The following is a 24,817-nucleotide window of genomic DNA, read 5'->3' as shown; positions in this document are numbered from 1 at the left end:
TATTAGTAGTGATAGAAATGATCACAACAAAAATAAAAGGAGTAATGACAAATTTGATAAAAAACCCAGTAATCGTAACAGCAGAAGTAATAATTTAAGCTTAAATAATGCTGAAGAAGTTGTTGATATTACAAAAGTTAAATACGGAAATCAAAACTCTACAGCCAAAGTTGATAATATAAAAAAAATCATCTCTAAAACTCCAGAAGAGTTTGTTTCAGTAATGGTTAAAGATGTCCTAAAAAATTATGATAGCTTAAAAGATGATGGTTCTAAAAAAATAACTACTGAAGAGAAAGTTAGAACACATAAGTATCTAAAATTCAATACAGTTTCTGTGGATGAAGAAATAATTGCTATTAAAGAAGCAAATAAAGCAGCTTCTAAGACTTTAATAAATGAAGAGTCTAACCAACAGGCTAATGTTGAAATAATAGAAACTCAAAAAAATGAAATATCTTCTTCTGAATTAAAAGAAAAAACTATAAAAAATAAAGAAACCAAGAAAACATCAGAAAAGATAGAAGAGAAAAAAATCATCCCTGAAAACAAGCCTAAAAAAGATAAGCAACCAGCTGCTAAAAATAATAAGAAAGATAAGCCTGTAGAAAAAGAAACTAAGCAAGAACAAGCTAAGCCTGAATATATAAACTACTCAGCTGCTATTGATTCTGAATCTCAAGCTCTAATATAAGGTTTTATGTAATGTTACAATACCCTCATATTGACCCAGTTGCTTTGCAGCTTGGCCCTATAAAAATCCACTGGTACGGTCTAATGTATTTATTTGGAATTTTTGCTGGCTGGTTTTTAATAAAATACAGAGCCAAGATTAAACCATGGGCGCCAATCAAACCAGATCAAGCTGGTGACCTGACCTTTTATATTGCTATTGGGGTCATACTAGGGGGCAGAATTGGTTATATAATTTTTTATAATTTACCTTACTACTTTCACAACCCATTACAAATGTTTTTTTTATGGGATGGTGGAATGTCATTCCATGGAGGTTTTATAGGTGTATTAATTGCATTTGCTATTTTTGCTAAAAAAGTAGGAGCAAACTTCTTTGACTTAGGTGAGTTTGCTGCTCCAGTTGTACCAATTGGCCTTGGTGCTGGTAGGATAGGAAACTTCATCAATGGTGAACTTTGGGGTAAGGTTACAGACTCACCTATAGGAATGATTTTTCCAACCGGAGGTCCATTTCCAAGATACCCATCTCAACTATTTGAATTTTTCTTCGAAGGTGTTGTACTGTTTAGCATACTGTGGCTTGTGACCATTAAAGAAAGACCCCGTTATCTAGTACTTGGCCTATTTATGCTTCTATATGGTTGTGCTAGGTTTGTTTGTGAATTCTTCAGACAGCCTGATCCTCAATATGGCTATATATTTTTTAACTGGATGACTATGGGACAAATATTATCAATCCCAATGATTCTATTTGGCGCTTTGATTCTAATCATAGTCTTTATTAAGACAAGAGGTAAAGACAGATGCAAGAATATTTAAAATTTCTTGAGCATATTAAAAAAAATGGTGCTCAAAAAGGAGATAGAACAGGCACCGGTACAAAAAGTATTTTTGGTTACCAAATGCGTTTTGATCTTCAAGAAGGTTTTCCATTAGTCACTACTAAAAAAATCCATCTACCTAGTGTAGTACATGAGCTACTTTGGTTTCTAAGTGGCAATACAAACGTTAAATACTTAAATGAAAACAAGGTTAAAATTTGGAATGAATGGGCTACTGAAAGTGGAGAGCTTGGCCCTATCTACGGTAAGCAATGGCGTAATTTTAATGATCAAGGTGTTGACCAAATAGCTGAAGTTATTAAAATGCTAAGGAACAATCCAAATTCACGTAGAATTTTAGTCTCTGCATGGAATCCATGCGTTGTACCATCTGAGAAAATATCCCCCCAAGAAAATGTTGAAATAGGCAACTCAGCTTTACCCCCTTGTCATGCTATGTTTCAATTTTATGTTGCTGATAATAAATTATCTTGTATGCTAACGCAAAGAAGTGCTGATGCTTTTCTTGGTGTACCGTTTAATATTGCTAGCTATTCGCTACTTACACACATGATTGCACAACAATGTGATTTAGATTTAGGGGAGTTTATCTGGTCTGGTGGAGATTGTCATATATATAACAACCATATAGATCAAGTTAATCAACAACTTAGTCGTAAGCCTCTAGAGTTGCCTACTCTTAGGATTTTGAAGAAACCTGATTCTATATTTACTTACAAATATGAAGATTTTAATTTTGAAAATTATAATTATCACCCTGCTATTAAGGCAAAAATATCTGTATAGAGGATCTAATAGATGAGTCAACTCTCACTAAGTAAAAAGAAAATTCCAATTCTACTTTTAGAAGGTATTCATTTAAATGCTTTAGAATCTTTTAAGGCTGCAGGATATGAAAATATTGAGCTTCTTAATACTGCTCTTGAAGGCCAAGCACTTGTAGATAAACTTAAAAATTTTAAACTAGTTGGTTTACGCTCACGTACTCAACTTACAAGAGAAGTTTTAGAACAATCTCAACACCTTACAGCAATAGGATGTTTTTGTATTGGCACAAATCAAGTTGATCTAAAAACTGCTAAGAACTTAGGCATACCTGTTTTTAACGCACCATTTTCAAACACCCGAAGTGTAGCTGAATTGGTAATTGCGCAAGCTATTTTACTCATCAGAAATGTGGTTGATAAAAATGCCAAGACTCATCGTGGAGAATGGTTAAAATCAGCAGATAATGCCAATGAAGTAAGAGGTAAAACTCTAGGAATCATTGGTTATGGACATATTGGCATGCAACTTGGAATTCTTGCGGAAAATCTTGGGCTAAATGTTATATTTCATGATATTGAAGAAAAGCTTCCTTTAGGAAATGCTCGACAAGTTAGTAACCTAAAAATACTTTTAAAACAATCAGATGTTGTATCTTTACATGTACCACAGTTACCTACTACAGCTAATATGATTTCAACAAAAGAGTTGAATCTTATGAAAGAAAATTCTGTAATCATAAATGCATCCAGAGGTAATGTTATTGATATTAACGCTTTAGTTATAGCTCTAGAAAAAAAGAAACTTAAAGGCGCAGCAATTGATGTTTTCCCAAAAGAGCCATCTGCTAAAGGTGAAATCTTTGAAAGCCCTCTTAGAAATTTTGATAATGTATTTTTAACTCCTCATATAGGTGGTAGTACTATAGAGGCACAAGAAAATATTGCTAATGAAGTAAGTGCAAAACTCATCAAATACTCAGATAATGGTTCTACACTTAATGCTGTTAATTTTCCTGAACTATCTTTACCTAGTAATACAGAAACTCATCGTATTTTACATATTCATAAAAATATTCCTGGCATAATGAATGAGTTAAACAAAATATTAGCTACTAAAAATCTAAATGTTGAAGGTCAATACCTAAGGACATTAGACAACATAGGCTATGTTGTAATGGATATTAGATCAAGTTCAAATCAAGCAAAAGATCTTATTGAGGAGTTCAAAAAAATAAAAGCTACAATAAAGGCTCGTTATTTAGTATAAATGTCTATTAGTAAAACGCATATTTTAGCTAGAATAAATAAATACAAACCTTCACAAATAATCATTGGTTATAGTGGAGGAGTTGATTCTAGTGTTTTATTAAACATTTGCAAGAATATTGAAATACCTATCATTGCAATTTATATTAATCACAATATTCACCCAAACGCATTAAGTTGGCAAACCCACTGTCAGAAAACATGTGCTAACTATCAAATAGATTTCATAAGCCACCCCTTGAAACAAGCTCCAAAAGGTGAAAGTTTCGAAGCCTGGGCTAGCAATCAAAGGATGTGTTTTTTTCAAAATATAATGAAGAAATACTCTAAGCCTCTTCTCTTACTAGGACATCATCAAGATGATCAAGCAGAAACTTTCCTTATTCAGGCAATCAGAGGCTCTGGACTTGCTGGCTTAGCAGGAATGCCAGAATATAAGAAACTAGCTACTGGATCAGTACTACGCCCTCTTCTAAACTACACAAAACAAGAAATTGAACACTTTGCTAAACAAAATAATATTGCTCATATTTTTGATAATAGTAATCAAAATTCAAAATACAGAAGAAACTTAGTCCGCAATGAAATAATTCCAATATTAAAACAAGTAAATCCAAGCATTAATCAAACACTTTCTCGCAGTGCAAATATTTGTGCACAAAGTAATAATATTCTAAACAAACTACTATTAGAAAAATTGCTATTTATATCTCAAGGCAAAAATATTATTTTCGATAAAATAATAATACTAGACAACGATATTCAAAAAAGCATCATACACCTTTGGTTTAAGCAAAACACCAACCAAAGTTTAAAAAGTAAGCAAGTCGAAAAAATACATACTGCTATTAACAGTAATACTGGTACAGGCTGGAAAATTGACATTAGCAAAGATTTTCGAGTCTGTATTGAGTATGGCCTACTTCTAATTAGATCTACAACTAAACCTGCTCAAAACATAGATCAAAAAGATGTAATTAATTGGCTTAAAACCAATTTAAATACTCAAATTGATTTTAATAATATAGTTATTCGAGATAAAAAACCAAATGACAAATGCTCCTATATAGGTAGGAATAAACCAAATAAACTAAAAATATTATTTCAAGAACTTAAAATTCCAGCTGTCGATAGAAATAAAGTTAAAGTCATTGAACTAAACAATAATATCATCGCAATATATCCATTTTTTATTTGTAACTAGTCTTTTTTTATTTTATCTGGTAACAATATAGTAAATATTAAAACAATAATACATCCTACCAATACATTAAAAAAGCGATCCATCAAGAAATTTGCAGGATGAGTATTAGCAAATAAACTAGGATCAAAGGCTGAAGATATATATACTCTTGATATTCATATATATAATCACTCCTCCAACTGAAACCCCTATTATAGTACCTAAAATTCTATGAATTAATTTTTTAATGAACATATTATAGTTAATCTGATAATATTATGCTAAAGACGTGAGTAATAGCATCAGATAAATTATATAAACTCTTTTCACTATCTAGTAAAAACTTATAATAATCTATACTTGCTTGAGCCGACACTATATGTTGCAAATAGTCTTCATTATCCAAAATAAGTAAAGGTTGATCTTTTTTCACAAACTGATTATCTTCTATAGGTATAGATTTAATTACAAAAGCTATTTGACTATTTACAGGATAAATATTAAATCTTACAAAAGCATCATTAGTATATGTATGAAGTAAATAATGCCTAAATTAAAAAAAGACTAAAAATAATACAACCATAGTCCCTAAGTGAAAAGATCTTTCTTTTGTGAATATTTTTCTCATAATAAATAATTTTAGAAATAACTATAATTATATTAAAAAGACAATCTCTCTAGTAACTACATGAAAAGATTTTTATATTTTAATCTTCTAACACTCAAAGCTATAATAAACCATAAAGCAATCATTCCAACAAGGACTAAAGCAATATTAGTAAACAAACCTTCGAAAAGATTTGCTTGTGTAATTAAATCAGTATGTTGTGATACCTCTTTAAATGAAGCTATATTTGCAACTCTAGCCCCAATAAATCCAGCAATACTACCTGTAAACAACATATACATAGCTGCCAAAAAGCTTGTGTTATGCTGACTATCTATAGCTGTGATCTCTGATAAAGCAATTGGATCAATAAACAACTCCGAAATACCTAATGCAAATATTGCAAAAATCACCCATCCAATATTAGCTTTTCCATAAATTGTAGCTTCATTAGCTGCTAATATTAATAATATAAAACATAAAAGTTGAAAAATAAAACCAAACATAAATTTTATCATCCGACCAAAATCTCCATCTAGACCTTTATAGACCTTCCACAACCATGCTATAAACCCTCCTCCTAAAATAATAGCAAAGGAGTTTACAGAACTAATAATACTAGCAGGAATATAGAATCCTAAAATATACTTATGTACATTTCTTTCTACAAACAACTCTACTGAAGTAAATATTTGCTCATCAAATATCCAAAAAACTATACCAAATAATGCAAAAGGAATTATCAATATTAATCTTTCACGCACAGGTTTATCTGCGTTAAGATATATTTTTATAAACCATAATACACTAACAATAGTTACAATGAGAATCAAATACCCTTCATACTGATATTTTAAAGCTAAATAGCATATAAATATTATTAAGAAAGATATAGCAAAGGTATCTAAAGTTTTAGCTCTCAAAGAGACTTTGCCCTCACTTGGGCATGGGATATGCTTACTACCAATCAGAAATATAATTATTCCTATTATCATCCCTACTCCTGCAAGACCAAAACCATAGTCCCAACCATAGATATTTGCAATGATACCACATACTATTGGAGCGAGCAACCCACCTATATTCCCCCCCAAATATATCAAGGTAAAAGCAGAGTCCCTTTTTGTATCATTTTTATGATATAACTCCCCAACTAAGCAAGGAACATTACTTTTAAAATAACCATAACCACATATAATAAAAGACATTCCTAAAAATAATAATTGTTCCCCATCTATACCAATTATAATATGTCCGCATGACATAAGTACTGCACCGACAATGACAGTTTGTTTAAAACCTAATAGCTTATCAGCAAGTATGCCACCAAATATTGGAGTTAAATAAACTAAAGCAACAAAAGAACCATATATAGAATATGAAAGACTATCTGAAAGTAATAGCTGTTGGGTTAGATAAAGAATTAGAAGAGTCCTCATACCGTAAAAGCTAAAATACTCCCACATGTATATTGCTATGATATACCACAAGGCTTTAGGATGCTTGTTAATTGCCATTTATAAAATTATAGCTAGTATTAGTGCTCAAATTATAACCTAATTTAATAATTAATTATTATATAATTTGTTTAAAATATTTTCATAACTATGTTTTAAAAGTATGCTAGTATTATCTATTAGATGATTATAGGAGAAATATAAATTATGAAAGATTTTTTTAAGAAAATATCTACCTTAATTATAATACTATCTATGCTTACATCCCAAGCAAGCGCTTGTACAGCAATTTCATTATCCAAAAATGGTCATGTAGTTTCTGGAAGAACTATGGAGTGGGGTTTAGACTGGAATTGGGAAGTTATCTACGAGCCCAAAGGATCAGAAAATACACTTTCAGCCCCAACCAACTTAAACCTAGCTAAACATACTTATATTTCTAAATATGCAGTACTAGGTACTGGCTTAGTTGTTGATTCACAAACTTTTTTAGCTGATGGGCAAAATAGCCAAGGCCTAAGTATAAGTGCAAATTATTTACCAGGGTTTACTCAATACCAAAATGTAAACAAAAATGACACCAAATATGCTGCTATCACACAAATTTTAACTTTAATTTTAAGTCAAAGCACAACTGTACAAGAAGCAAAAGATATTCTTGAACAATATAAAGTTTGGTCAGATGACACCACCAAGATAAATGGAGTTGTTCCAGACCTTCATTTTCTTATTACAGATAAAGATGGCAAAGGCATTGTCGTTGAGTATATTAAAGGTGTACCAGTATTTTATAATATCAAATCCAATGTAAAAGTAATGACTAACTCACCAACCTATGATTGGCATATGATAAACCTAAGAAACTACCTAAATTTAAGCAATGAAACAATAAAAAAAGTAAGAATAAAAGATGCTCTTGGGAAAAATTCATCAGACCCTATTCAAAATATCAATGCACTAGGCCAAGGAAATGGCTTCTTAGGCATGCCTGGTGATTACTCACCACCATCAAGATTTATTAAAACTGAAATCCTAGGCTACTATGCTAATAATAAAGGAGATAATCAGGAAAACTTAGTATCGAAAGTTACTCATATATTAAACAATGTCGATATTACTAAAGGTACAGTTGTAGAGAAAGATGGTAATGATATGATATTTGATCATACTGCATTTACTGCAATAAAAGATCTTAGTAATAATAAGCTTTATATTAAGGCGTATGGCCGTCCTAATGATGTTGCTGTTATTGATTTAAACACTCTAATTAAAGATAATGCTAAAGCTTTTGCTATTGATATTAGTAAATTACCCTACCCTGATAATAATATAACTAACAAGATAATATCATCGCAATAGTAATTTATTTTTTTATCTTATCAAGAAGTATATTATAAACTTCTTGTATTCCTTGAGCCTCATTTTGAATCTTATATTTTGATGTTACCAAATCATAACCATTTTGAGCTATTGTTTTTCGATGAGCTTCATCTGAGATTAAATTTTCAAGTTTAATCGCGATTTGCTGGCTTGACTGAGGCTCAACTAAATATGCATTTTGGTCATCAGTCATAATTTCAGGCCAAGCTCCTGCTTTAGTAGCTATTACTGCACATTTTGACGCCATTGCTTCTAATGCAGGCAAACCAAAGCCTTCATTATGGCTAGCGCATACTACAATATCTAAAGCTCTATACCATTGAGGTACCTCAGCAGAATCTTTTAAAAAACCAGTAAATACGATTCTATCACCTAAGCCAGCTACTTTTATTTGTTTTTCTAAAGTTTGTTTAAATTCGATATCCTTAGGAGTAGCTTCACCAATTACAACTACTGTCCATTCAGGATATTTATCCAAAACTTGAATAACCGCTTCAATAAATTCTTTTGTACCTTTGGATTTTCTAATTCTACCAAATATACCTATACCATATTTACCAGGCATATTTTTTTGCTGCCATATGATACTTTTATCTTCAGCTGGGTAGAAAACCTCTGTATTGACACCATGAGGAACTATATATGGCTTATTTTCTAAATATCCAGCCGATATTTTAGATGGACAAATAATAGCTGACATTTGATTTATATAAAATTTTGTCAATTTCTTATGATGGCGTTGAGCTACAGATGTAAAGATAAGGACTATTTTATATCTAAATATATACTTCAATATTATTCCAACTAGCATATCTATATTTCTACGCGCATGCCAAATACGCCATTTATCTCTCCAGCAACCAAATAAAAAATCTCTAAACCTGATTTTATTAAACTCACCTAACTCAAGATTGAAACCCATCCCAACAATATTTATTAGTTTAGCTTGTTCTGGCATAACAGCTAACATACTGGCATTTATACCAGAGAAGCGTCTCCCCAAAGAAGGCGCTATCACCTGAACATCCTTAATATTAATATTTTTCACTTAGCATTTGATATCAAATTTTTTAGCATATTCTCATACTAAAACAAAGATATAATATTTACAAGCCAATAAGCTATGATTATAAATATAGCACATGTTTTTATATAATAACTCGGGTCTACAGCCAACATTCTTGCATATTAAATGCTATAATGGTTTAAGGTGTTGTTGAATATAATATAATTAATTTAGATGGCTTTTTTTAAAAAAATTATAGGGGCTTTTTCTGCTAAAAAACCTATTATAAAAGAAAATACTTTCTTAATATGGGAACCCTGCTCTCATAGTCATGCTGAGATTGTTCCAGGTTATGCTAAATATCTCTTAGACTTAGGGTATCATGTCTCTATACTAATGGAACCTAAAAGATATAAAGAAGGTCTTTTTTGCAGATTTAAAAATGACAATATTTCATATAATAAAATCTCTAGAAAAAAAATAAAAAAATACTTCAAAAAATCTTCTTTAAAAAATGTTAAAGGAGTCCTAGTAACAACTTTAGGTAAACTATACGATAATAAAGATATTTCTCAAGCATATAATTTCTTTAATCCAAACGTAAATAGGAAAAAAATATTTTTTGTTGAGCATGAAATAGATACATATATAGATAATAATAATAATCCCAGACAAGATATTATTACACTACGAAAAATGAATTATAAAAATGCCAAAACTATAACTATAAATCCTCATTACTTTGGCCAGATTACTACAAAAATCAAAAACTCTCTTACAAATTTTGTAACTATCGGAGAACTATCTGATAAAAGAAAAAGCTCAAAACTACTTATAGCTGCTGCTCAAGAACTAATTGAAAAAGGCATAAATAACTTCAAAATAACAGTAATAGGTAAAGGTAGTATTAAAAACATACCTAATAGACTACAACCATATTTTGATATAAAAGGACGACTTAGTTTTGATAAGATGTACGATGAGATTGATAAAGCTGACTTTATTCTTTCTGCATACCAGGATACTAAATTACATCACAAATACATTACTTGTAAAACTAGCGGAACTTTTCAACTAGTTTATGGTTTTTTAAAGCCAATTATAATTAGAGAAAGTTTCGCAAGCATTAATGGATTTAATTCCAACAATGCTATTTTGTACCATAGAGATATAAATTATAGTGATGCTCTAAAAAAAGGCATTGATCTAACAGTTCCAGAATATATGCAAATTCAAGATAATTTAAAAAATCTTTCTCGAAACATATATAACGAATCAAAAGAAAACCTTAATAAATTGATTAAAAATAAAGAAAAGGTCTAATATAATGAATAAGGTACCTATAGTTCTTACGTTTGATAAAAGGATTATTTTTGGAGCTGCTATAGCAATCCAAAGCTTAATTGATCATGCCAAACCAACCACTTCGTACGATATTTATGTCTATCACCCAGACATAAGCGGCAATAGTATCAGGCATTTTAAAAAAATGCTAGCTAATAGTAATCATTGTATTACTTTCACACATATCCACAAATCAAGATTCAAAGGTGCTCCAATATAGTTAATCCGATAGTTATTTGACAATAATGTTATAATATTTAGAAAAAATGTCATCATATAGCCAAGATTTCAGAGATATCGTAATAACTAAATATAAAGAAGGCCTAACAGACAAAGAGTTAAGTAATTTTTTTAATATAGATATCCGTACTACTAGATCTTGGATAAACTTATACGAGACAACTGGTGATTATAAATCTAAGCAAGGCTTGGGTTGCGGTAGAGTAGCAACCTTTACAGATAAGGAAGCGATAGAAAGCTACTTAAGAACATATCCAGATGCAATGGCTTTAGATATTAGAGAAGCATTAGCTCCTGAAATACCTAGAAGCACATTTTATGATTGTCTTACCAGACTTGGTTTTAGTTTTAAAAAAAGACACCTAAATATAAGCAAAGAAAAGAACAAGATAGGCAAAGTTTTATAGAGGTTGTTGAGACTATTGAACCTAACAAACTTGTATATTTAGATGAAATGGGTATGGATAATAAACAGTCTGTACTAAGAGGATGGTCTCTTGTTGGTAAACCTAGCTATGGTGAAGTTATTGCTTATCAAACTCAGAGAAAAAGTATAGTTGCTGGTTATAACTATTTAGAAAAGAAGATTATAGCACCGCTAGAGTATACTGGATATACAGATACTCAAATTTTTAATCAGTGGTTTGAAGAGCATTTATGTCCTGAGTTAATTCCAAAGACTACTGTTGTTATGGATAATGCTAGTTTTCATAAGTCTCCTAAATTGGCTAAAATAGCAGAGAAGTTTGATATACAGATACTATACCTTCCTGCTTATTCTCCTGATTTAAATCCTATAGAAAAAATTTGGGCCAATTTTAAAAGAATTTTAAGAAAAGTAAATAATTCTTTTGATAATTTATCTGATGCTATTACTCACGTCTTTAGCACAATATTATCAGATTAACTATAAATAAGGGCGGCAGCTGGACAGAAATAGTTTACTATAGATTGCTTACTCCTGAACTTCTTCCTCAATATGATAAAGCTATCTATGTTGATGTTGATGTTTTATTTAAAAAAGATCTTAGTGGTGCTTTTAATATTGATATATCTAAATATGAATGTGCTGCTGTCCCAATTGAGCTTAATAGTGATAAAATGCTTTGTCATAAATATTTCCCAGAAAATAAAAATAAATATATTTATATTTCAAGTTTCCTAGTTATGAACTTAAAGCTTATGAGAGAAGAAAAAACTGTACAAAAATTTTTAGATATTATTGAATCATTTGATAAAAGGCTAAAATTTTTTGATTTAGACACTCTAAACATAGCCTGTGACAGGTTTTATGATTTACCATTTTCATATGGAACACTTCAAAGCATCTATTATAAAACCGATGTAACAAGTGCAGGAGAGTTTCCATTTTTGAAAGATATTTATAGTAAAGATGAACTTGAAAAAGCCAAATCAGATACTTTTTTCATCCACTATGCAGGTAAGCCAGGTAAGCCTTGGCGAATGAAAAAACCTTATACTGATTATCAAGATTATATAAATAAAATCCCAAAAAAATTAAAAAAAATTACTTTTAGAGACATTAGAAAAAAACTTCTTAGCAAATATTGAAAAACTTTAGTTTCTTTTCATTTTTTCATAGCCAATTACTTTCTTAATGATCCTTTGCGCTAAAATTGGTTTTAAAATACAATATTTCAAAGCCGCTAAACGAACTTTCTTAATTTCTTTAGTAATATATAAATAATCAATAATATAAAGTTCTTTTTTCTTCAGAAAATATTTTGATTTTATTCTTGGCTTATTACTTTCAACATAACATTTATCATTAAACCAGCACACTTGATAATTCTTAGCTAACTCAAAACCACCATAAAGCTCTTTACGATATCCTGAATATACATTTAAGCTAAAATGTTTGCCTTTAGAATCTAAAATAGCTTGATTATTACGTGTCAATATCTCAAAATTAAACTTATTTACTTGGTGACTTCCTGATAAAATCACTGAATTTTCATCTCTACCCAAACATAAATTAATAGCTTTACCAAGTAAGTTTGGACCTGTAGGACTTAAAGCATCATTGCCATAATAATTATTTTTAGAGTTTTCAACTATCATATCAATAGCTTTCTTAAAAAAAGGATGCTTAGGCTTTGAGCAAAGAAATGCTTGAAATATATAGCCATCAAATTCAAAATCTTTTAAAAATCTATCTTTAACAGATAAAAAATCTATATCTTTAGATATAATGCTAGTAAGTGATTGTAAAGGAACGTTCTTAACATCCGAATATACGCCTCCATACATATAAAGAACACAATATCTAAATAAATCAGCCTTGTATGCCTTAGGAAATATATTATTATAAGCTTGCAAAACTTCAGTATCAAAATTTAATTTTATAAATTCCAATACTTGCTCATCATTATATAAATATAGTTCCCAATCAGGGTTTTTATCTACCCATAACTGAATGTTATTATACATTTCGTCACTTAAATTATGGGAATGCCAAGTCATAAATATTTTTTTGGGAATACATACTTCCTCTATATCAATATTATTCTTTGGTAAATAAGATTTAAAATACTTCATAATGATCTATACCTTTTCATGTAAATTAATCAACCTTTGATAAAAATATTCCTAGCAAGGTAAAAAATGCAGTTACTTCATATTGTGTTGTCAAATAAAAGCCAGTACAAGACGCTATCAAATAAGCTAATATTAAAACTCTAAGATTAAATCTAGCCTCAAATGAAAAATACTTTGTAATATAAAGTAAGTTCAAGAAAAACATCAACAAAAATAATGCTGCGAAAAAGCCACCCATAAAAATATAAGTTATAAATCCATTATGTGGCTCTATTGGGTGATTTTTAATAACCATTTTATTATTTTGTAACGCTTCACTATTTTTTATCAATGATTCGGTACAATAATTTATATCTGAGGTATTCCCAGTAAATGAACAACCAAAAAAGAAAACACTAGGATACTTCTTAAAAACTTCTATAGAAGAAATATAATAGATAACCCTCAGACCAGTTGACTGTTGTTCTAGACTCTCTCTTTCTTCCTTTGTGTAACTTTTTGAAGCTACAACTCTTTCAATACTATTCACAAAATCTAAAGATTTATCGTGAAAAATTCGACTTTTATGAAAAGCCATACCAAAGACAATTATTAAAGCTAAAAATGCCAAAACAGCTGTTATTAACATTTTTCTTATATTAAACTCATTATTTCTAATGCTATAGGTTTTTATAAAAATAAAACCATAATAAAGTAATACTAAAAATTCAACAATATAACCAATCTTACTGGTATTAATAAATAAATCTGTAAAAATTACTAACAAAGCTGAACATGCAAGAAGTGTTTTACTGCTTATTTTTTTAGCCTTAATAGCTAAATTAATAAGGCAAACTGATACAAATGGAAATGTAAAAGCTATTACACCTTGGACATTAGATCCCACTCCAAAATTTCCATATATCCCTAATAAATCAATATTAGGATCATATAAAAACTTAAAAAAACACACTAATGAAAATAGTATCGCCACCGTCAAATATGACCATAGTAGATAATTTGAAAGCTGCTTATTTTTTGATAAAAAATAACTAAGTGAAAATGCATACAATACAATAACAGCTGGATTAGAATATGATATTACCTGACTAATAGGAACAGTTTGATCTTTTATAAAAAAAGCATAAATATATGAGGCTGTAATTATTATGCCGGCAAGCATCAAGAAAAACAAAGGCATGTAATACTTTAATCTAGATCTATCTAAGGAAAAATCTCTGTTTAAAAAGTAAAGTACTATGACTGTAAAAAATGATATCGAAATCACAGCTCTAGCAAATAAGAAAATACTAACAAAAATAGCTATTCCTGCTACTAAAACTACTTTAGGAATTACATTTTTTTTCATAACTAATTTAAACCTACTCATAATTATTTAAATGCATATTCTTTTAAAAACTTAAAAATCTCTTTAAATGATTTTTTTGGCTTATTTTTTTCAATTTCTCGGTGATGATTTCTAATTAACTGTCTAAGCTTTTGAATATCTAGCTCAGGAAAATCTTGTATCACTTTCTCTAAAGTTTTATTGGATTTATCAGGATCTAAAAGATTGTTACGTATATTCTCTAATCTTTGCAGTAATAAATTAGACTCTTTATCTTTATTAACAAGTGCATCATAAAATTTTTGTATTTCTTCAATATTTTCTGCTTTCCTTAAAAGCTTACCTATAAATTGTACCTGCCTTTTAAAAGCTATTTTACTCATGCTTCTAGCTGCTACTATATTATGATGAATACTCTCAGATACTGGTAGCTTCTTAAGCTGTTCATTATTTAGCGCTACAAGAGCCTTACCAAAATCTGTAATTTCTAAAACATCTTTTTTTACAGTGCTTTTACTTTTACTATCTTTATAGTGAGAATTTTCTTCTTCTCTTTGCAGACGATCAATTTCATCAAGATCAATAACTTTACTCATGGCTTTGCTTTTTATTTTATATATAAATAATATAAGATATAATTTTAAACATTTAATTTCTTTTATCCACCTAAAAAATACAGGGAGACCGCTAAATATGTTTAGCTTTGACAAAAATGACCTAAAAAATACTGATAAAGAAATCTTTGGTGCTATAGAACTTGAAGTAAAAAGACAACATGAACATGTTGAACTTATAGCATCAGAAAACTATGCTAGTCCTGCTGTTATGGAAGCTCAAGGATCGCAACTTACTAACAAATATGCTGAAGGATATCATGGTAAAAGATACTATGGCGGCTGTGAATTTGTTGATATTGCTGAAAAACTAGCTATTGAAAGAGCTCAAAAATTATTTGGGGTGGATTATGCAAATGTGCAACCACACTCAGGATCTCAAGCAAATGCTGCAGTATATAATGCGGTTCTAAAACCTGGTGATACTGTTCTAGGTATGGATTTAGGTGCAGGTGGACATCTTACTCACGGTAGTAAAGTAAATTTTTCTGGAAAAATATATAATGCGATCCAGTATGGTCTTGATGAAAGTGGCGATATTGATTATAAACAAGTAGCTGAACTAGCAAAGAAACATCAGCCAAAAATGATAATTGCTGGATTTTCAGCATTTTCAGGAGTTATTGATTGGAAAAAATTTAGAGAAATAGCAGACTCAATCAATGCGGTTCTTATGGCTGATATTGCCCATGTAGCAGGACTTATAGCTGCTGGAGTCTATCCAAACCCCTTCCCTTATGTTGATGTTGCTACCTCTACAACTCACAAAACACTTAGAGGGCCTCGAGGCGGCTTAATTCTTTGCAAAGGTAATCCTGATTTAGCTAAAAAACTTCAATCGGCTATTTTTCCAGGCATTCAAGGAGGACCTTTAATGCACGTAATAGCAGCAAAAGCAGTTGCATTTAAAGAAGCTTTAGAGCCAAGTTTTATTGATTATCAAAAACAAGTTTTAAAAAATGCTAAAGCTATTGAAAAAGTACTAAAGGAACGTGATATTAACATAATATCTGGAGGTACTAACAACCACCTATTACTTTTAGATATTACAAATACTGGTTTTTCAGGCAAAGAAGCTGAAGCTGCATTAGGTAGAGCAAATATAACTGTAAATAAAAACTCTATTCCAAATGATACGCGCTCTCCTTTTGTAACAAGCGGTTTAAGAATTGGAAGTCCAGCTATTACAACCAGAGGCTTTAAAGAAAAAGAATGTGAGATCATTGCTAATCTTTTAGCTGATGTAGTATACAACTGCGGTAATGATCAGGTTGAACAAGACACTGCCTCTAAGATTCTTAATCTATGTGACAAATTCCCTGTTTATAAATAAAACATTAAAATAACCTACCCTCTAATCTAAAACATCTCTATTATGTTAGAAAATAGTGGTGATAAAATAAAGGAGTATACAGATGTATAAATTAATTATCATATTTTGTTCAATAGTTATATTAGGAGGATGTATCAATATTACTGAGGCTCCAAAAAAAGCAAATAATAACTCAAAACAATCAACTAATAACCAACTCCTCCCACCAGAGTATCTAAGTATTGATGGATTTAAATCTTGTTTAAAAACAGAGTCTAAAGGATCTGCACAATTTTATTGTATGCCAAATAGCAAACCTGAAAGCTGCTCTGATGAGGCTTGGGAAAAGTTAAATAATCTTAAAGGCTCAGAAAAAATCCCGTCTTGTAAAAATATTTAAAGTAAAAACTAAAGCCAACCAAATAATCTCTGGAACATACTTGGTATCTCAGTCCCATCTGGACGTAGATTTATTAAAAACTTATTCTTAGGATAGTTCTTCTTAAGCACTTTAATATTTGCTTTAGCTTGATCAAATAATCCAAGCTTATTATATGCTCTTATAGTAAGGACAAGAGCATCTTCTGTTGATGTGCTTTGCGGGTAGTTCCTTATAATCTGAGAGGCTCTATCGATCGCAGCATTATAAGCTCCACGTTTAAAATAAAAGTGTGCAATATCATTATAATGCTCAGCAACTATATTGTTTATAAAAAGCATTCTACGTTTAGCATCTGGAGCAAAGCTGCCCTTCGGGTCTAATTTCAGAGCTTTTTCAAAATTTGTATAAGCATCTTTGTAACCTGTTGGATCATGGAAATTCATATCATAAGGTGCGTAAGTTTGTAATAAACCTCGGCCATCTTCAAACCCTACGACTCCAATCATATAATATACATAGCCTTTATATTTACTATATGGATACATTTTAATGAATTGCTGACCTAAAGCTAATGCCATTGTTGATTCATCATCCATATAATACACATATATTAAATCAACCATTCCTTTTTCAGCTAATGGTGTAAATGGATATTGTGCGACTAAAGACTTATAAGATCTTATAGCATCAAAATATTTTCCGTTCTGCATTTGCTGATGAGCTTTAACATAAATAAAGCTCGCAGTATAACCCGTATAGACTTGCGGTAGCTCACTATCTTTCTTAGGGCCACATGAAGTTAATGATAGAACTACCAAAATAGTAGCAACTAAATATAAAAACCTACGCATTATGATTAACTATCCTTAGAATTTTCTTATATAATTATCTATAAAATAACTATTTTTTTATAAAAAGCTCATAAAAAGCATAAATAACATGGCAAATGATAATACACTATCAAATAAATTTCAGCAAAATATTCTTCTGCAACCAGAGGATGCTGGTAAAAGAATTGATGTAGTAATTAATAATTTATTTGAGCAATTCTCACGCTCTCAAATTCAAAAGTGGATAAAAGATAATTTTATAACTGTAAATGATAAACCCATAAAGGCAAAATATATTGTCTTAGGGGACGAACATGTTGAAATAAATGTGGAACTCCTTCCAACTAATGAATGGTTGGCAGAAGATATAACTTTGGATATTATTTATGAAGATGATGATATCATTGTAATTAATAAACCTGTAAATATGGTAGTTCACCCAGGAGCTGGTAATATGACAGGTACTATTTCAAATGCACTCCTATATCATTGCAGCAATCAAGATAAATTACCACGTGCAGGTATAGTTCATCGTCTGGATAAAGATACATCAGGATTAATGGTAGCTGCTAAAAGTAGTACAGCTTACCATAGCCTAGTGCAGCAACTATCTGAAAGAAAAGTAACTCGAAAATATCTTGCTATAGTTGAAGGTGAAATATATTCAGAAGGTGAAATTAATGAGCCTATTGGTAGAGATCCAAACAATCGTATCAAAATGGCAATAAATTATAATGGTAAAGAAGCAATCACCAACTACAAACCTATTGAGATTTATGATGGCTTTACTCTTGTAGAATGTCAGCTTAAAACAGGAAGAACTCATCAAATAAGAGTTCATATGAAAAGTATCAAACATCCCCTAGTTGGAGATCAGACTTATAACAAATCATCTATTAAACTGGAGAAACTCGAAATAAATAATATCGATCGTCAAGCTTTACATGCATATCGTCTTTCATTTATTCACCCTACCAGAGGCACAGTGGCTAAATTTAAGAGTAAACTACCAGATGATATGTTAGAGTTAAAAGTTCAGCTTGAACAAACAATAGAGTCCCAAAATGATCAACTTGAAGAGGATTTTTATGATTATGAGTATATTGAGTAAAAAAATTATCTCTAAATATTTAATTATACCAATATCTTTAATTGGTTTTACTATAATCCTATCTGTAGAAACAAATACAAATTATTCTATGACAGATTATTCTATAGAATCTAAACTCCATCACTATTCACCTAAACCTGATTTCGCGGGTATTAAAGATGTTAATCAACGTAAAATCTCTTTTATAAATTATGTTTTAACAGGCATAAAAACAGCTAATGAAGAAATTTGTTTACAACAACAAAGAATAGATGCTCTTAAGCGCATATACAATAAAAAACATTCTCTAAACAAAAAACAACAGCAATTATTAAAAAACTATTCAACCCGTTATAAAATAGCGGATACCCACAAGATTTCTGAAGTATTAGATCTACTAAAAATAAAAATAGGAATAGCCCCAGCAAGTTTTGTACTTGCCCAAGCAATACTAGAGAGTGGCTGGGGTACATCAAGGTTTGCAAGAGAGTATAATAATTATTTTGGACTTCACTGCTTTACTAATACTTGTGGAATAAAAGCCCAATCATCAAATGTATACTTAGAAGTTTTCTCTAACCTTGATGAAAGCGTTTTAGGATATTACTATCGACTAAATACTGGATCAAAATTTAAAGATTTTCGAATTGTCCGCCAAAAAGTGAATTCTAATGAGCTACCTGATAGTGCATTATTTGACACGCTTGAGAATTATTCAGAAATAGGTGGTGAAGCGTACCAAGCAAGACTTAAAAATATCATCAAACAGAATAATTTAACGAAATATAACTCGATTAAATACTGTTAATATCCAACCTATAGATTGGTATTAGTCTGTTTTTTCTAGTATATTAATTATTATAGCTAGTTATTTAATGTAAAAATAAATGGAAATAAAACTTGATAAAGATACTATTTATTTTGAAGGCCTAATAACCCTTAAACAAATCAGACCAAAATTAGTTGAAAAAAAAACAGCCAATCTAAAAAATCAAATAAAACAAATAGATATAACAAAAATTAAAGCCCTTGATACTGCTGGTGCCTATTTTATTCTTAAAACTGCAGATGAGCTAAATTTAACAACAGAGAATATATTAGTTGCGAACCCTAAAGATAGAAGCCTAATTGAAATTGTTATACAAAACTTTCCAAATAAAATCGATGAGTCGTTTACAAAAAAATCTAACCTTGTTTTTAATAGTATCTATACATTAGGTAAAAACACAAATAACCTTCTTGCTGAAATCAGAGCAATAATTAGTTTTTTAGGAGCCATTTTTTTAGGTTATATGAACCTTATACGCAGGCCTTATAAATCTTTTTTTTCAATCGTACTAAATATTGCATATGACTCAACTATTAAGGCACTTGGTATAGTGATGCTCTTATCTCTAATTATAGGCTTGGTTCTCACATACTTACCTCTTGATTTAATGATGCAATATGGAACGCAAATATTTGTTGTAGATATGCTAGGAATTTCTTCATTCAGGGAGTTTGCACCCTTATTTACTGCTATTATTATTGCTGGTAGGAGTGGCTCAGCATTTACATCAGAGATTGGTATCATGAAAGTAAATGAAGAAATAGATGCTTTGCAAACGATTGGAGAAGATCCTATGCAAAGACTTGTTTTACCAAGAATTACAGCTTTAATAATCAGCTTACCAGTATTAGCAACTATAGCAATGGTTGCTAATATTATTGGTGGTATGATTATTGCAGATATGATTGCGGATATTACGCCATTACAATTTATAGAAAGACTTTTCACACATGTTAATGTTAACCATTTTTATATAGGCCTAATTAAAACACCTTTTTTTGCTTTAGTTATAGCTGGAATTGGTTGTCACCAAGGTATATCTGTTAAAAGAGATTCACAAAGTGTTGGTAAAGCAACTACAACAAGTGTTGTTTATTCAATATTTTTAATAATTGTAGTTGATGCTATTTTTGCAATAGCACTAAACGGCGTAGCTTAGAGGATCATATAATGAATGAAGATATTATTATTCAAGTAAGAAATCTAAGTACAAAATTTGGTAAAGAATGGATTCATAAAGATCTAAACCTTGATATTCCTGCAAAAAAAATTAGTTGTATAATAGGAGCTAGTGGCTGTGGGAAAACTACCCTGATGCGAGAGATCCTAATGCTACAACCTATATACTCTGGCAAGATATACCTCCTGAATCAAGAAATATCAAAATTAGCTGATAATCCAATCAAACGCAAACAGATATCTAGTAACATGAGTATGATGTTCCAGCATTGTGCACTATTCTCATCTTTAACAAATTTACAGAATGTTATATTTCCTCTTAAGCAACATACAAAGCTACCTTTAGACATCCTTACTGATATAGCTATTATAAAGTTAAAAATGGTAGGCCTTGGTGAAGAGGCATTTAATAAGTATCCTTCTGAAATTAGTGGTGGTATGTTAAAAAGAGTCGCTTTAGCTAGAACTATTGTTTTAGACCCTAAAATTGTATTCCTAGATGAACCAAATGCGGGACTAGACCCATACTCTGCCAGAGCTATGGATGAGCTTATTTTATATCTTAAAGAAGAGCTAACAATGTCTGTAGTGATGATTACTCATGATCTAAATACTATTTGGAATATCGTTGATGATATTATATACATGGATAAAATGAAGATAATGCTACATGATACAGTTAAATTTGTATCCCAACAAACTCAACATGAAAGTATCAGAAATTTTTTTGGTTCATATAATGATGATAAATTTTAGGAGCTTATAAAATGAATGAAAATAGTATCAAGAATCTCATTGCAGGACTATTTATAATTTTTATGGTATTTGTCATGATATTTATAGGTTTTTTCCTATCAGGTGGTTTTAGAAATCAATCGACAACAACTTTTATAACTAATTTTAAAAGCATATCAGGGCTAAATATAGGTTCAGAGGTTGCCTATAAAGGTTTTAGTATTGGTAAAGTTTCTAATATTTCTATAAATAAAGAAAACCCAAAACTTGTAAGTGTTTATATGATAATTAATAGTGAGATACCTATATATAAACAAACTGTTGCAACACTACAAACGATAGGTATAACAGGTCAATCAAAAGTTGAGCTATCTTTAGATATAAAGAAAAATGATATTGGCCTAGATTTACTTCCAATAAAAAAAGGACAAATACCAGAAATAAAATCAAAACCTTCTCAATTTGAGAGTATCTTAAGTAAAGTAAATGGCATAGCTGATTCTCTAGAAAAAATTTCTGGTAAGTTTAATAAAATGATGTCCCCACAAAACTTAGATAGATTTAATCAATTCACAGATAGCATAAACATATTGCTTTACAATCTCAGTAATTCTTCAATTTATTTTAATAAAACACTAATGAATTTCAATGATACAATGTCCAAAACTCAAGAGACCATAACTCGCGTAAATGATGTTATGAAAATGTTACAATACGATCCTTCTATTGTTGTTAGAGGCGTGGAACATAAGGAATAAAATTATGAAAAAATATTTATTAATAATTATAGCAATACTATTACCTTTTGAAATATTTGCTTTTTCTTTAGTTGGCGACCCTATCAAAGTCCCCACTGAAAAAGAATATATAATCTATAGTAAAGAAATAGAGGCTAAACCTCTACCCAATGTAAAAGAAGCAGACATTAATACAACCTTGCTAGTATATAATATTCAAACACAGATATCTAAAGCATCTCAAATGTTTTATATAGAAGATAATGAGCTACATAGCTTTAAAAATAGCTCATGGGCTTTACCTGTCTCAAAGATGCTTACAGTAGCAACATTTGAATATATTTTAGATCATAATATTGTTAATAGTTTAGCATTCCAAGATCTTAATATTCGTCAAGATTTCACACTATCAGGAACAACCCCTTATGGGCCTATCTTAGATTTAGATAATAATGAATTTTTCTTTTATATAACTTTTTACTTGAAAAATGAAATAAATGGTGAAACAAAAATCAAAACCATAAAATATCATAGAAAAATATCAAGTAATAATGTAAGTGCTTATGAATATGCCAAATTAACAAGTGATGGCCTATCTCACATACTCCATAGACTTAAGCCATGGTTAATAAAAAACCTCGAGATTCAAAAAAATAAAAATATAAATACACCAGCTTCAGGGAGCAGCACTTTATTAAATATGGCTACTAAGCTATAAAGCTAGCAATCAGTCCTATCACTCCACCAAATATTCCTCCCCAAACAACTAACCAGCCAAGATGTTCACGAATAATTTTTTGAATCATCTCTTTTACCATTTGAGGAGTTAATTCATTTAGACGATTATCTATTACTTTTTCAATTTTTTCAGCAGCTTTTTGAGAAATAGAGCTACTATCTATATTCAAATCTGAAATTAACTCTAAAACTTTAGTATCTAATTTTCTAACAAAAGGTTCTCTTAAACCTTCTAATCCATCTTTTCCACCTAAAAACATATCTATCATTGAGCCATATTTACTACTCATTAACATATCTATGAAACTATCAAAAAGTTTATTATAATCAATTTTTGAAGCTATAGTGTTACCAAGATATTTTTTAATATCCTCATTTGCAAGAAATTTATCCAAATTTTCCTGTGAAAAAAACTGCTCCATAATCATTTTTTTAATAGCTTTTTTGAAACTTTCAAACTTATTAGGAATAATCCCAGAACCATATAAAAAAGGAATTTTCTCAAATAGCATATATATTGCTATCCAATTAGTTAATGCCCCTGATAGAGCATAAAATCCTATATCTTTGATATGATTCTCCATAAAATACCAGCCAATTATAGCTAATATAAGAGCTACCAAATTTGTTACAAAACTTTTATTAAATATACTCATAACTTTCCCTATTCTTTAACTATTTAAGAACTTATAATAAAGAATAAACATTTTACCAAATTTTAAAATTATGAGAACTATTCGTGGTTTTTTTTCTGATATTTCGCAAGTAACTAAAAAGACAAATATTTCAGGAGAGTATTACAACTATTTCAAAAATGTTCTAAGGTTAAAAAAATATGACATTATAGAATTATTCAATAATGTTGATGGCATTCAATATCAAACAGAAATTATAGAAATAAATAATAAAAATATTAATATTAACGTTATTAGTTCAAAGAAAATAGATAGTGAAAACTCCTATGATAGCAGCCTATATTTAGCTATTATAAAAAATGAAAATTTTGAATTAGTAATTCAAAAGGCTACTGAGCTTGGGGTTAATAATATTTACCCAATTATTACAGAGTTAACAAATCATAAGTTTGATAAAAAAGGGTTTGATAAAAAAATTGAAAGATGGCATAAAATTGCAATTTCAGCAACTGAACAATGTGGTCGAGTGTTCATACCCAAAATACACCCTCCAATCCAGTTAAATAATCTAAATATACCACCTAATGCTATCAATATAGCTTTATGTCCCTACTCCAATACTACTGATAGCTTTATTAATAAAGTTAAGGCTAACTCAAACTTCAATATTTTTATTGGGCCAGAAGGAGGCTTTAGTAGTAAAGAAATGATTTCTTTCAAAAATCATAATTTTTGTCTAGTCAATCTAGGTAAGAGAATACTAAAAGCAGAAACAGCCCCTATAAATATTCTATCAATTATAAACTTTATTAAATAACCACACATGGAATTATTGCAAAAATCTAGTGTCAATGATTTAATTAGCTTTTAAATATCTTGAATTATTAAGAAAATTATCTATGCAAAAAAATTATAAAACTTTATCTGCACCCTTTTGGATTGTTTGGGGAATAGAATTTTGGGAAAGATTTGGCTTTTATGGCTTCCAAGCTATTATTGCTTTATATTTCACTCAAAAACTAGGACTAAGCGAAAGAGAAATAATTTATAGTTAATCCGATA

The 24,817-nt window shown here is 29.9% G+C and carries 26 protein-coding genes and 2 pseudogenes; 20 read left to right on the top strand and 8 right to left on the bottom strand.

The genetic code is table 11. The features are described 5' to 3' along the window. Window positions 1-76: 76 nt before the first annotated feature. From ACR0PV_RS03470 to tilS, 5 genes and pseudogenes are all read left to right on the top strand, one after another. Window positions 77-694, top strand: a pseudogene (locus ACR0PV_RS03470) (Rne/Rng family ribonuclease); the annotation flags it as partial. 11 nt (window positions 695-705) lie between these two features. Continuing rightward, window positions 706-1,515, top strand: a complete 810-nt coding sequence (lgt, locus tag ACR0PV_RS03465; RefSeq protein WP_488173598.1) for a prolipoprotein diacylglyceryl transferase — start codon at window positions 706-708, stop codon at window positions 1,513-1,515. Beyond that, window positions 1,500-2,324 carry a thymidylate synthase gene (locus tag ACR0PV_RS03460; protein ID WP_488173597.1) on the top strand — a complete coding sequence of 275 codons (825 nt, stop codon included), beginning with the start codon at window positions 1,500-1,502 and terminating at the stop codon, window positions 2,322-2,324. Before lgt ends, ACR0PV_RS03460 begins: the two co-directional genes overlap by 16 nt. Before the next feature lie 12 nt (window positions 2,325-2,336). Next, window positions 2,337-3,572, top strand: a complete 1,236-nt coding sequence (serA, locus tag ACR0PV_RS03455) for a phosphoglycerate dehydrogenase (protein WP_488173596.1) — start codon at window positions 2,337-2,339, stop codon at window positions 3,570-3,572. After that, window positions 3,573-4,775 carry a tRNA lysidine(34) synthetase TilS gene (gene tilS / locus ACR0PV_RS03450; protein ID WP_488173595.1) on the top strand — a complete coding sequence of 401 codons (1,203 nt, stop codon included), beginning with the start codon at window positions 3,573-3,575 and terminating at the stop codon, window positions 4,773-4,775. Window positions 4,776-5,016: 241 nt separating this feature from the next. Here the strand turns inward: tilS and ACR0PV_RS03445 are convergent, their stop codons facing one another. Together ACR0PV_RS03445 and ACR0PV_RS03440 are read right to left on the bottom strand one after the other, a co-directional pair. After that, window positions 5,017-5,187, bottom strand: coding sequence for a hypothetical protein (locus tag ACR0PV_RS03445; RefSeq protein ID WP_488173594.1), 171 nt, complete (start codon window positions 5,185-5,187; stop codon window positions 5,017-5,019). A 251-nt stretch (window positions 5,188-5,438) separates the two neighbouring features. After that, window positions 5,439-6,878: a peptide MFS transporter gene (locus ACR0PV_RS03440; RefSeq protein ID WP_488173593.1), complete on the bottom strand. Its 1,440-nt coding sequence runs from the start codon at window positions 6,876-6,878 to the stop codon at window positions 5,439-5,441. Window positions 6,879-7,025: 147 nt separating this feature from the next. Here ACR0PV_RS03440 and ACR0PV_RS03435 point away from each other — a divergent pair, with 147 nt between their 5' ends. Beyond that, window positions 7,026-8,177, top strand: a complete 1,152-nt coding sequence (locus ACR0PV_RS03435; RefSeq protein ID WP_488173592.1) for a choloylglycine hydrolase family protein — start codon at window positions 7,026-7,028, stop codon at window positions 8,175-8,177. Between the two features lie 4 nt (window positions 8,178-8,181). On the opposite strand, the gene ACR0PV_RS03430 is transcribed toward ACR0PV_RS03435, so the two are convergent. Continuing rightward, on the bottom strand, window positions 8,182-9,246 hold the full coding sequence (locus tag ACR0PV_RS03430; RefSeq protein WP_488173591.1) for a glycosyltransferase family 4 protein: 1,065 nt from the start codon (window positions 9,244-9,246) through the stop codon (window positions 8,182-8,184). Window positions 9,247-9,438: 192 nt separating this feature from the next. Here ACR0PV_RS03430 and ACR0PV_RS03425 point away from each other — a divergent pair, with 192 nt between their 5' ends. From ACR0PV_RS03425 to ACR0PV_RS03410, 4 genes are all read left to right on the top strand, one after another. Then, entirely contained in the window at window positions 9,439-10,527 is a 1,089-nt protein-coding gene (locus ACR0PV_RS03425; protein ID WP_488173590.1) for a hypothetical protein, read from the top strand. A gap of 4 nt (window positions 10,528-10,531) precedes the next feature. Further along, window positions 10,532-10,768, top strand: a complete 237-nt coding sequence (locus ACR0PV_RS03420) for a hypothetical protein (protein WP_488174010.1) — start codon at window positions 10,532-10,534, stop codon at window positions 10,766-10,768. Between the two features lie 46 nt (window positions 10,769-10,814). After that, a protein-coding gene (locus ACR0PV_RS03415; RefSeq protein WP_488172194.1) for an IS630 family transposase occupies window positions 10,815-11,695 on the top strand; the annotation gives its coding sequence in 2 pieces (ribosomal slippage) (window positions 10,815-11,139 and window positions 11,139-11,695; 882 coding nt in all). Further along, complete coding sequence (locus ACR0PV_RS03410) at window positions 11,683-12,360, top strand: glycosyltransferase family 8 protein (protein WP_488173946.1); 678 nt, start codon at window positions 11,683-11,685, stop codon at window positions 12,358-12,360. Before ACR0PV_RS03415 ends, ACR0PV_RS03410 begins: the two co-directional genes overlap by 13 nt. Window positions 12,361-12,366: 6 nt before the next feature. Here ACR0PV_RS03410 and ACR0PV_RS03405 read toward each other — a convergent pair whose 3' ends face one another. Genes ACR0PV_RS03405 through yjgA form a run of 3 tightly spaced genes read right to left on the bottom strand, consistent with a single transcriptional unit; the run spans window position 12,367 to window position 15,270 of the window. Then, on the bottom strand, window positions 12,367-13,347 hold the full coding sequence (locus ACR0PV_RS03405; protein WP_488173589.1) for a glycosyltransferase family 32 protein: 981 nt from the start codon (window positions 13,345-13,347) through the stop codon (window positions 12,367-12,369). 25 nt (window positions 13,348-13,372) lie between these two features. Next, complete coding sequence (locus ACR0PV_RS03400) at window positions 13,373-14,695, bottom strand: O-antigen ligase family protein (RefSeq protein WP_488173588.1); 1,323 nt, start codon at window positions 14,693-14,695, stop codon at window positions 13,373-13,375. Between the two features lie 23 nt (window positions 14,696-14,718). Further along, on the bottom strand, window positions 14,719-15,270 hold the full coding sequence (yjgA, locus tag ACR0PV_RS03395; protein WP_488173587.1) for a ribosome biogenesis factor YjgA: 552 nt from the start codon (window positions 15,268-15,270) through the stop codon (window positions 14,719-14,721). A 97-nt stretch (window positions 15,271-15,367) separates the two neighbouring features. On the opposite strand from yjgA, the gene glyA reads away from it, so the two are divergent. Both glyA and ACR0PV_RS03385 read left to right on the top strand, forming a co-directional pair. After that, window positions 15,368-16,621, top strand: coding sequence for a serine hydroxymethyltransferase (gene glyA, locus ACR0PV_RS03390; protein WP_488173586.1), 1,254 nt, complete (start codon window positions 15,368-15,370; stop codon window positions 16,619-16,621). Window positions 16,622-16,703: 82 nt separating this feature from the next. Further along, a complete protein-coding gene (locus tag ACR0PV_RS03385; RefSeq protein WP_488173585.1) occupies window positions 16,704-17,000 on the top strand; it encodes a hypothetical protein in 297 nt (98 codons plus the stop codon). A gap of 8 nt (window positions 17,001-17,008) precedes the next feature. Here the strand turns inward: ACR0PV_RS03385 and ACR0PV_RS03380 are convergent, their stop codons facing one another. Next, window positions 17,009-17,833, bottom strand: coding sequence for an outer membrane protein assembly factor BamD (locus tag ACR0PV_RS03380; RefSeq protein WP_488173584.1), 825 nt, complete (start codon window positions 17,831-17,833; stop codon window positions 17,009-17,011). Between the two features lie 88 nt (window positions 17,834-17,921). Here ACR0PV_RS03380 and ACR0PV_RS03375 point away from each other — a divergent pair, with 88 nt between their 5' ends. From ACR0PV_RS03375 to ACR0PV_RS03350, 6 genes are all read left to right on the top strand, one after another. Beyond that, window positions 17,922-18,923 (top strand): RluA family pseudouridine synthase, encoded by a 1,002-nt coding sequence (locus ACR0PV_RS03375; RefSeq protein ID WP_488173583.1) that lies wholly within the window; start codon window positions 17,922-17,924, stop codon window positions 18,921-18,923. Then, complete coding sequence (locus ACR0PV_RS03370; RefSeq protein ID WP_488173582.1) at window positions 18,901-19,710, top strand: glucosaminidase domain-containing protein; 810 nt, start codon at window positions 18,901-18,903, stop codon at window positions 19,708-19,710. The genes ACR0PV_RS03375 and ACR0PV_RS03370 overlap by 23 nt, the downstream gene beginning before the upstream one ends. Window positions 19,711-19,789: 79 nt before the next feature. After that, window positions 19,790-20,890 carry an MlaE family ABC transporter permease gene (locus tag ACR0PV_RS03365; RefSeq protein ID WP_488173581.1) on the top strand — a complete coding sequence of 367 codons (1,101 nt, stop codon included), beginning with the start codon at window positions 19,790-19,792 and terminating at the stop codon, window positions 20,888-20,890. 11 nt (window positions 20,891-20,901) lie between these two features. Beyond that, window positions 20,902-21,666, top strand: a complete 765-nt coding sequence (locus ACR0PV_RS03360) for an ABC transporter ATP-binding protein (protein ID WP_488173580.1) — start codon at window positions 20,902-20,904, stop codon at window positions 21,664-21,666. An 11-nt stretch (window positions 21,667-21,677) separates the two neighbouring features. Further along, window positions 21,678-22,403, top strand: a complete 726-nt coding sequence (locus ACR0PV_RS03355) for an MlaD family protein (RefSeq protein WP_488173579.1) — start codon at window positions 21,678-21,680, stop codon at window positions 22,401-22,403. 4 nt (window positions 22,404-22,407) lie between these two features. After that, complete coding sequence (locus tag ACR0PV_RS03350; RefSeq protein WP_488173578.1) at window positions 22,408-23,100, top strand: hypothetical protein; 693 nt, start codon at window positions 22,408-22,410, stop codon at window positions 23,098-23,100. Here ACR0PV_RS03350 and ACR0PV_RS03345 read toward each other — a convergent pair. Beyond that, on the bottom strand, window positions 23,090-23,776 hold the full coding sequence (locus ACR0PV_RS03345; protein ID WP_488173577.1) for a DUF445 domain-containing protein: 687 nt from the start codon (window positions 23,774-23,776) through the stop codon (window positions 23,090-23,092). The genes ACR0PV_RS03350 and ACR0PV_RS03345 overlap by 11 nt on opposite strands. Window positions 23,777-23,846: 70 nt before the next feature. Between ACR0PV_RS03345 and ACR0PV_RS03340 the strand changes: the two genes are divergently transcribed. After that, entirely contained in the window at window positions 23,847-24,572 is a 726-nt protein-coding gene (locus ACR0PV_RS03340) for a 16S rRNA (uracil(1498)-N(3))-methyltransferase (protein ID WP_488173576.1), read from the top strand. Between the two features lie 82 nt (window positions 24,573-24,654). Continuing rightward, window positions 24,655-24,804, top strand: a pseudogene (locus ACR0PV_RS03335) (MFS transporter); the annotation flags it as partial. Between the last annotated feature and the right edge of the window lie 13 nt (window positions 24,805-24,817).

The sequence above is a fragment of the Francisella sp. AG1 genome (genome assembly GCF_057683165.1).
The sequence above is the reverse complement of the archived record's forward strand: the minus strand, read 5'-3'. Positions and strand labels throughout refer to the sequence as shown.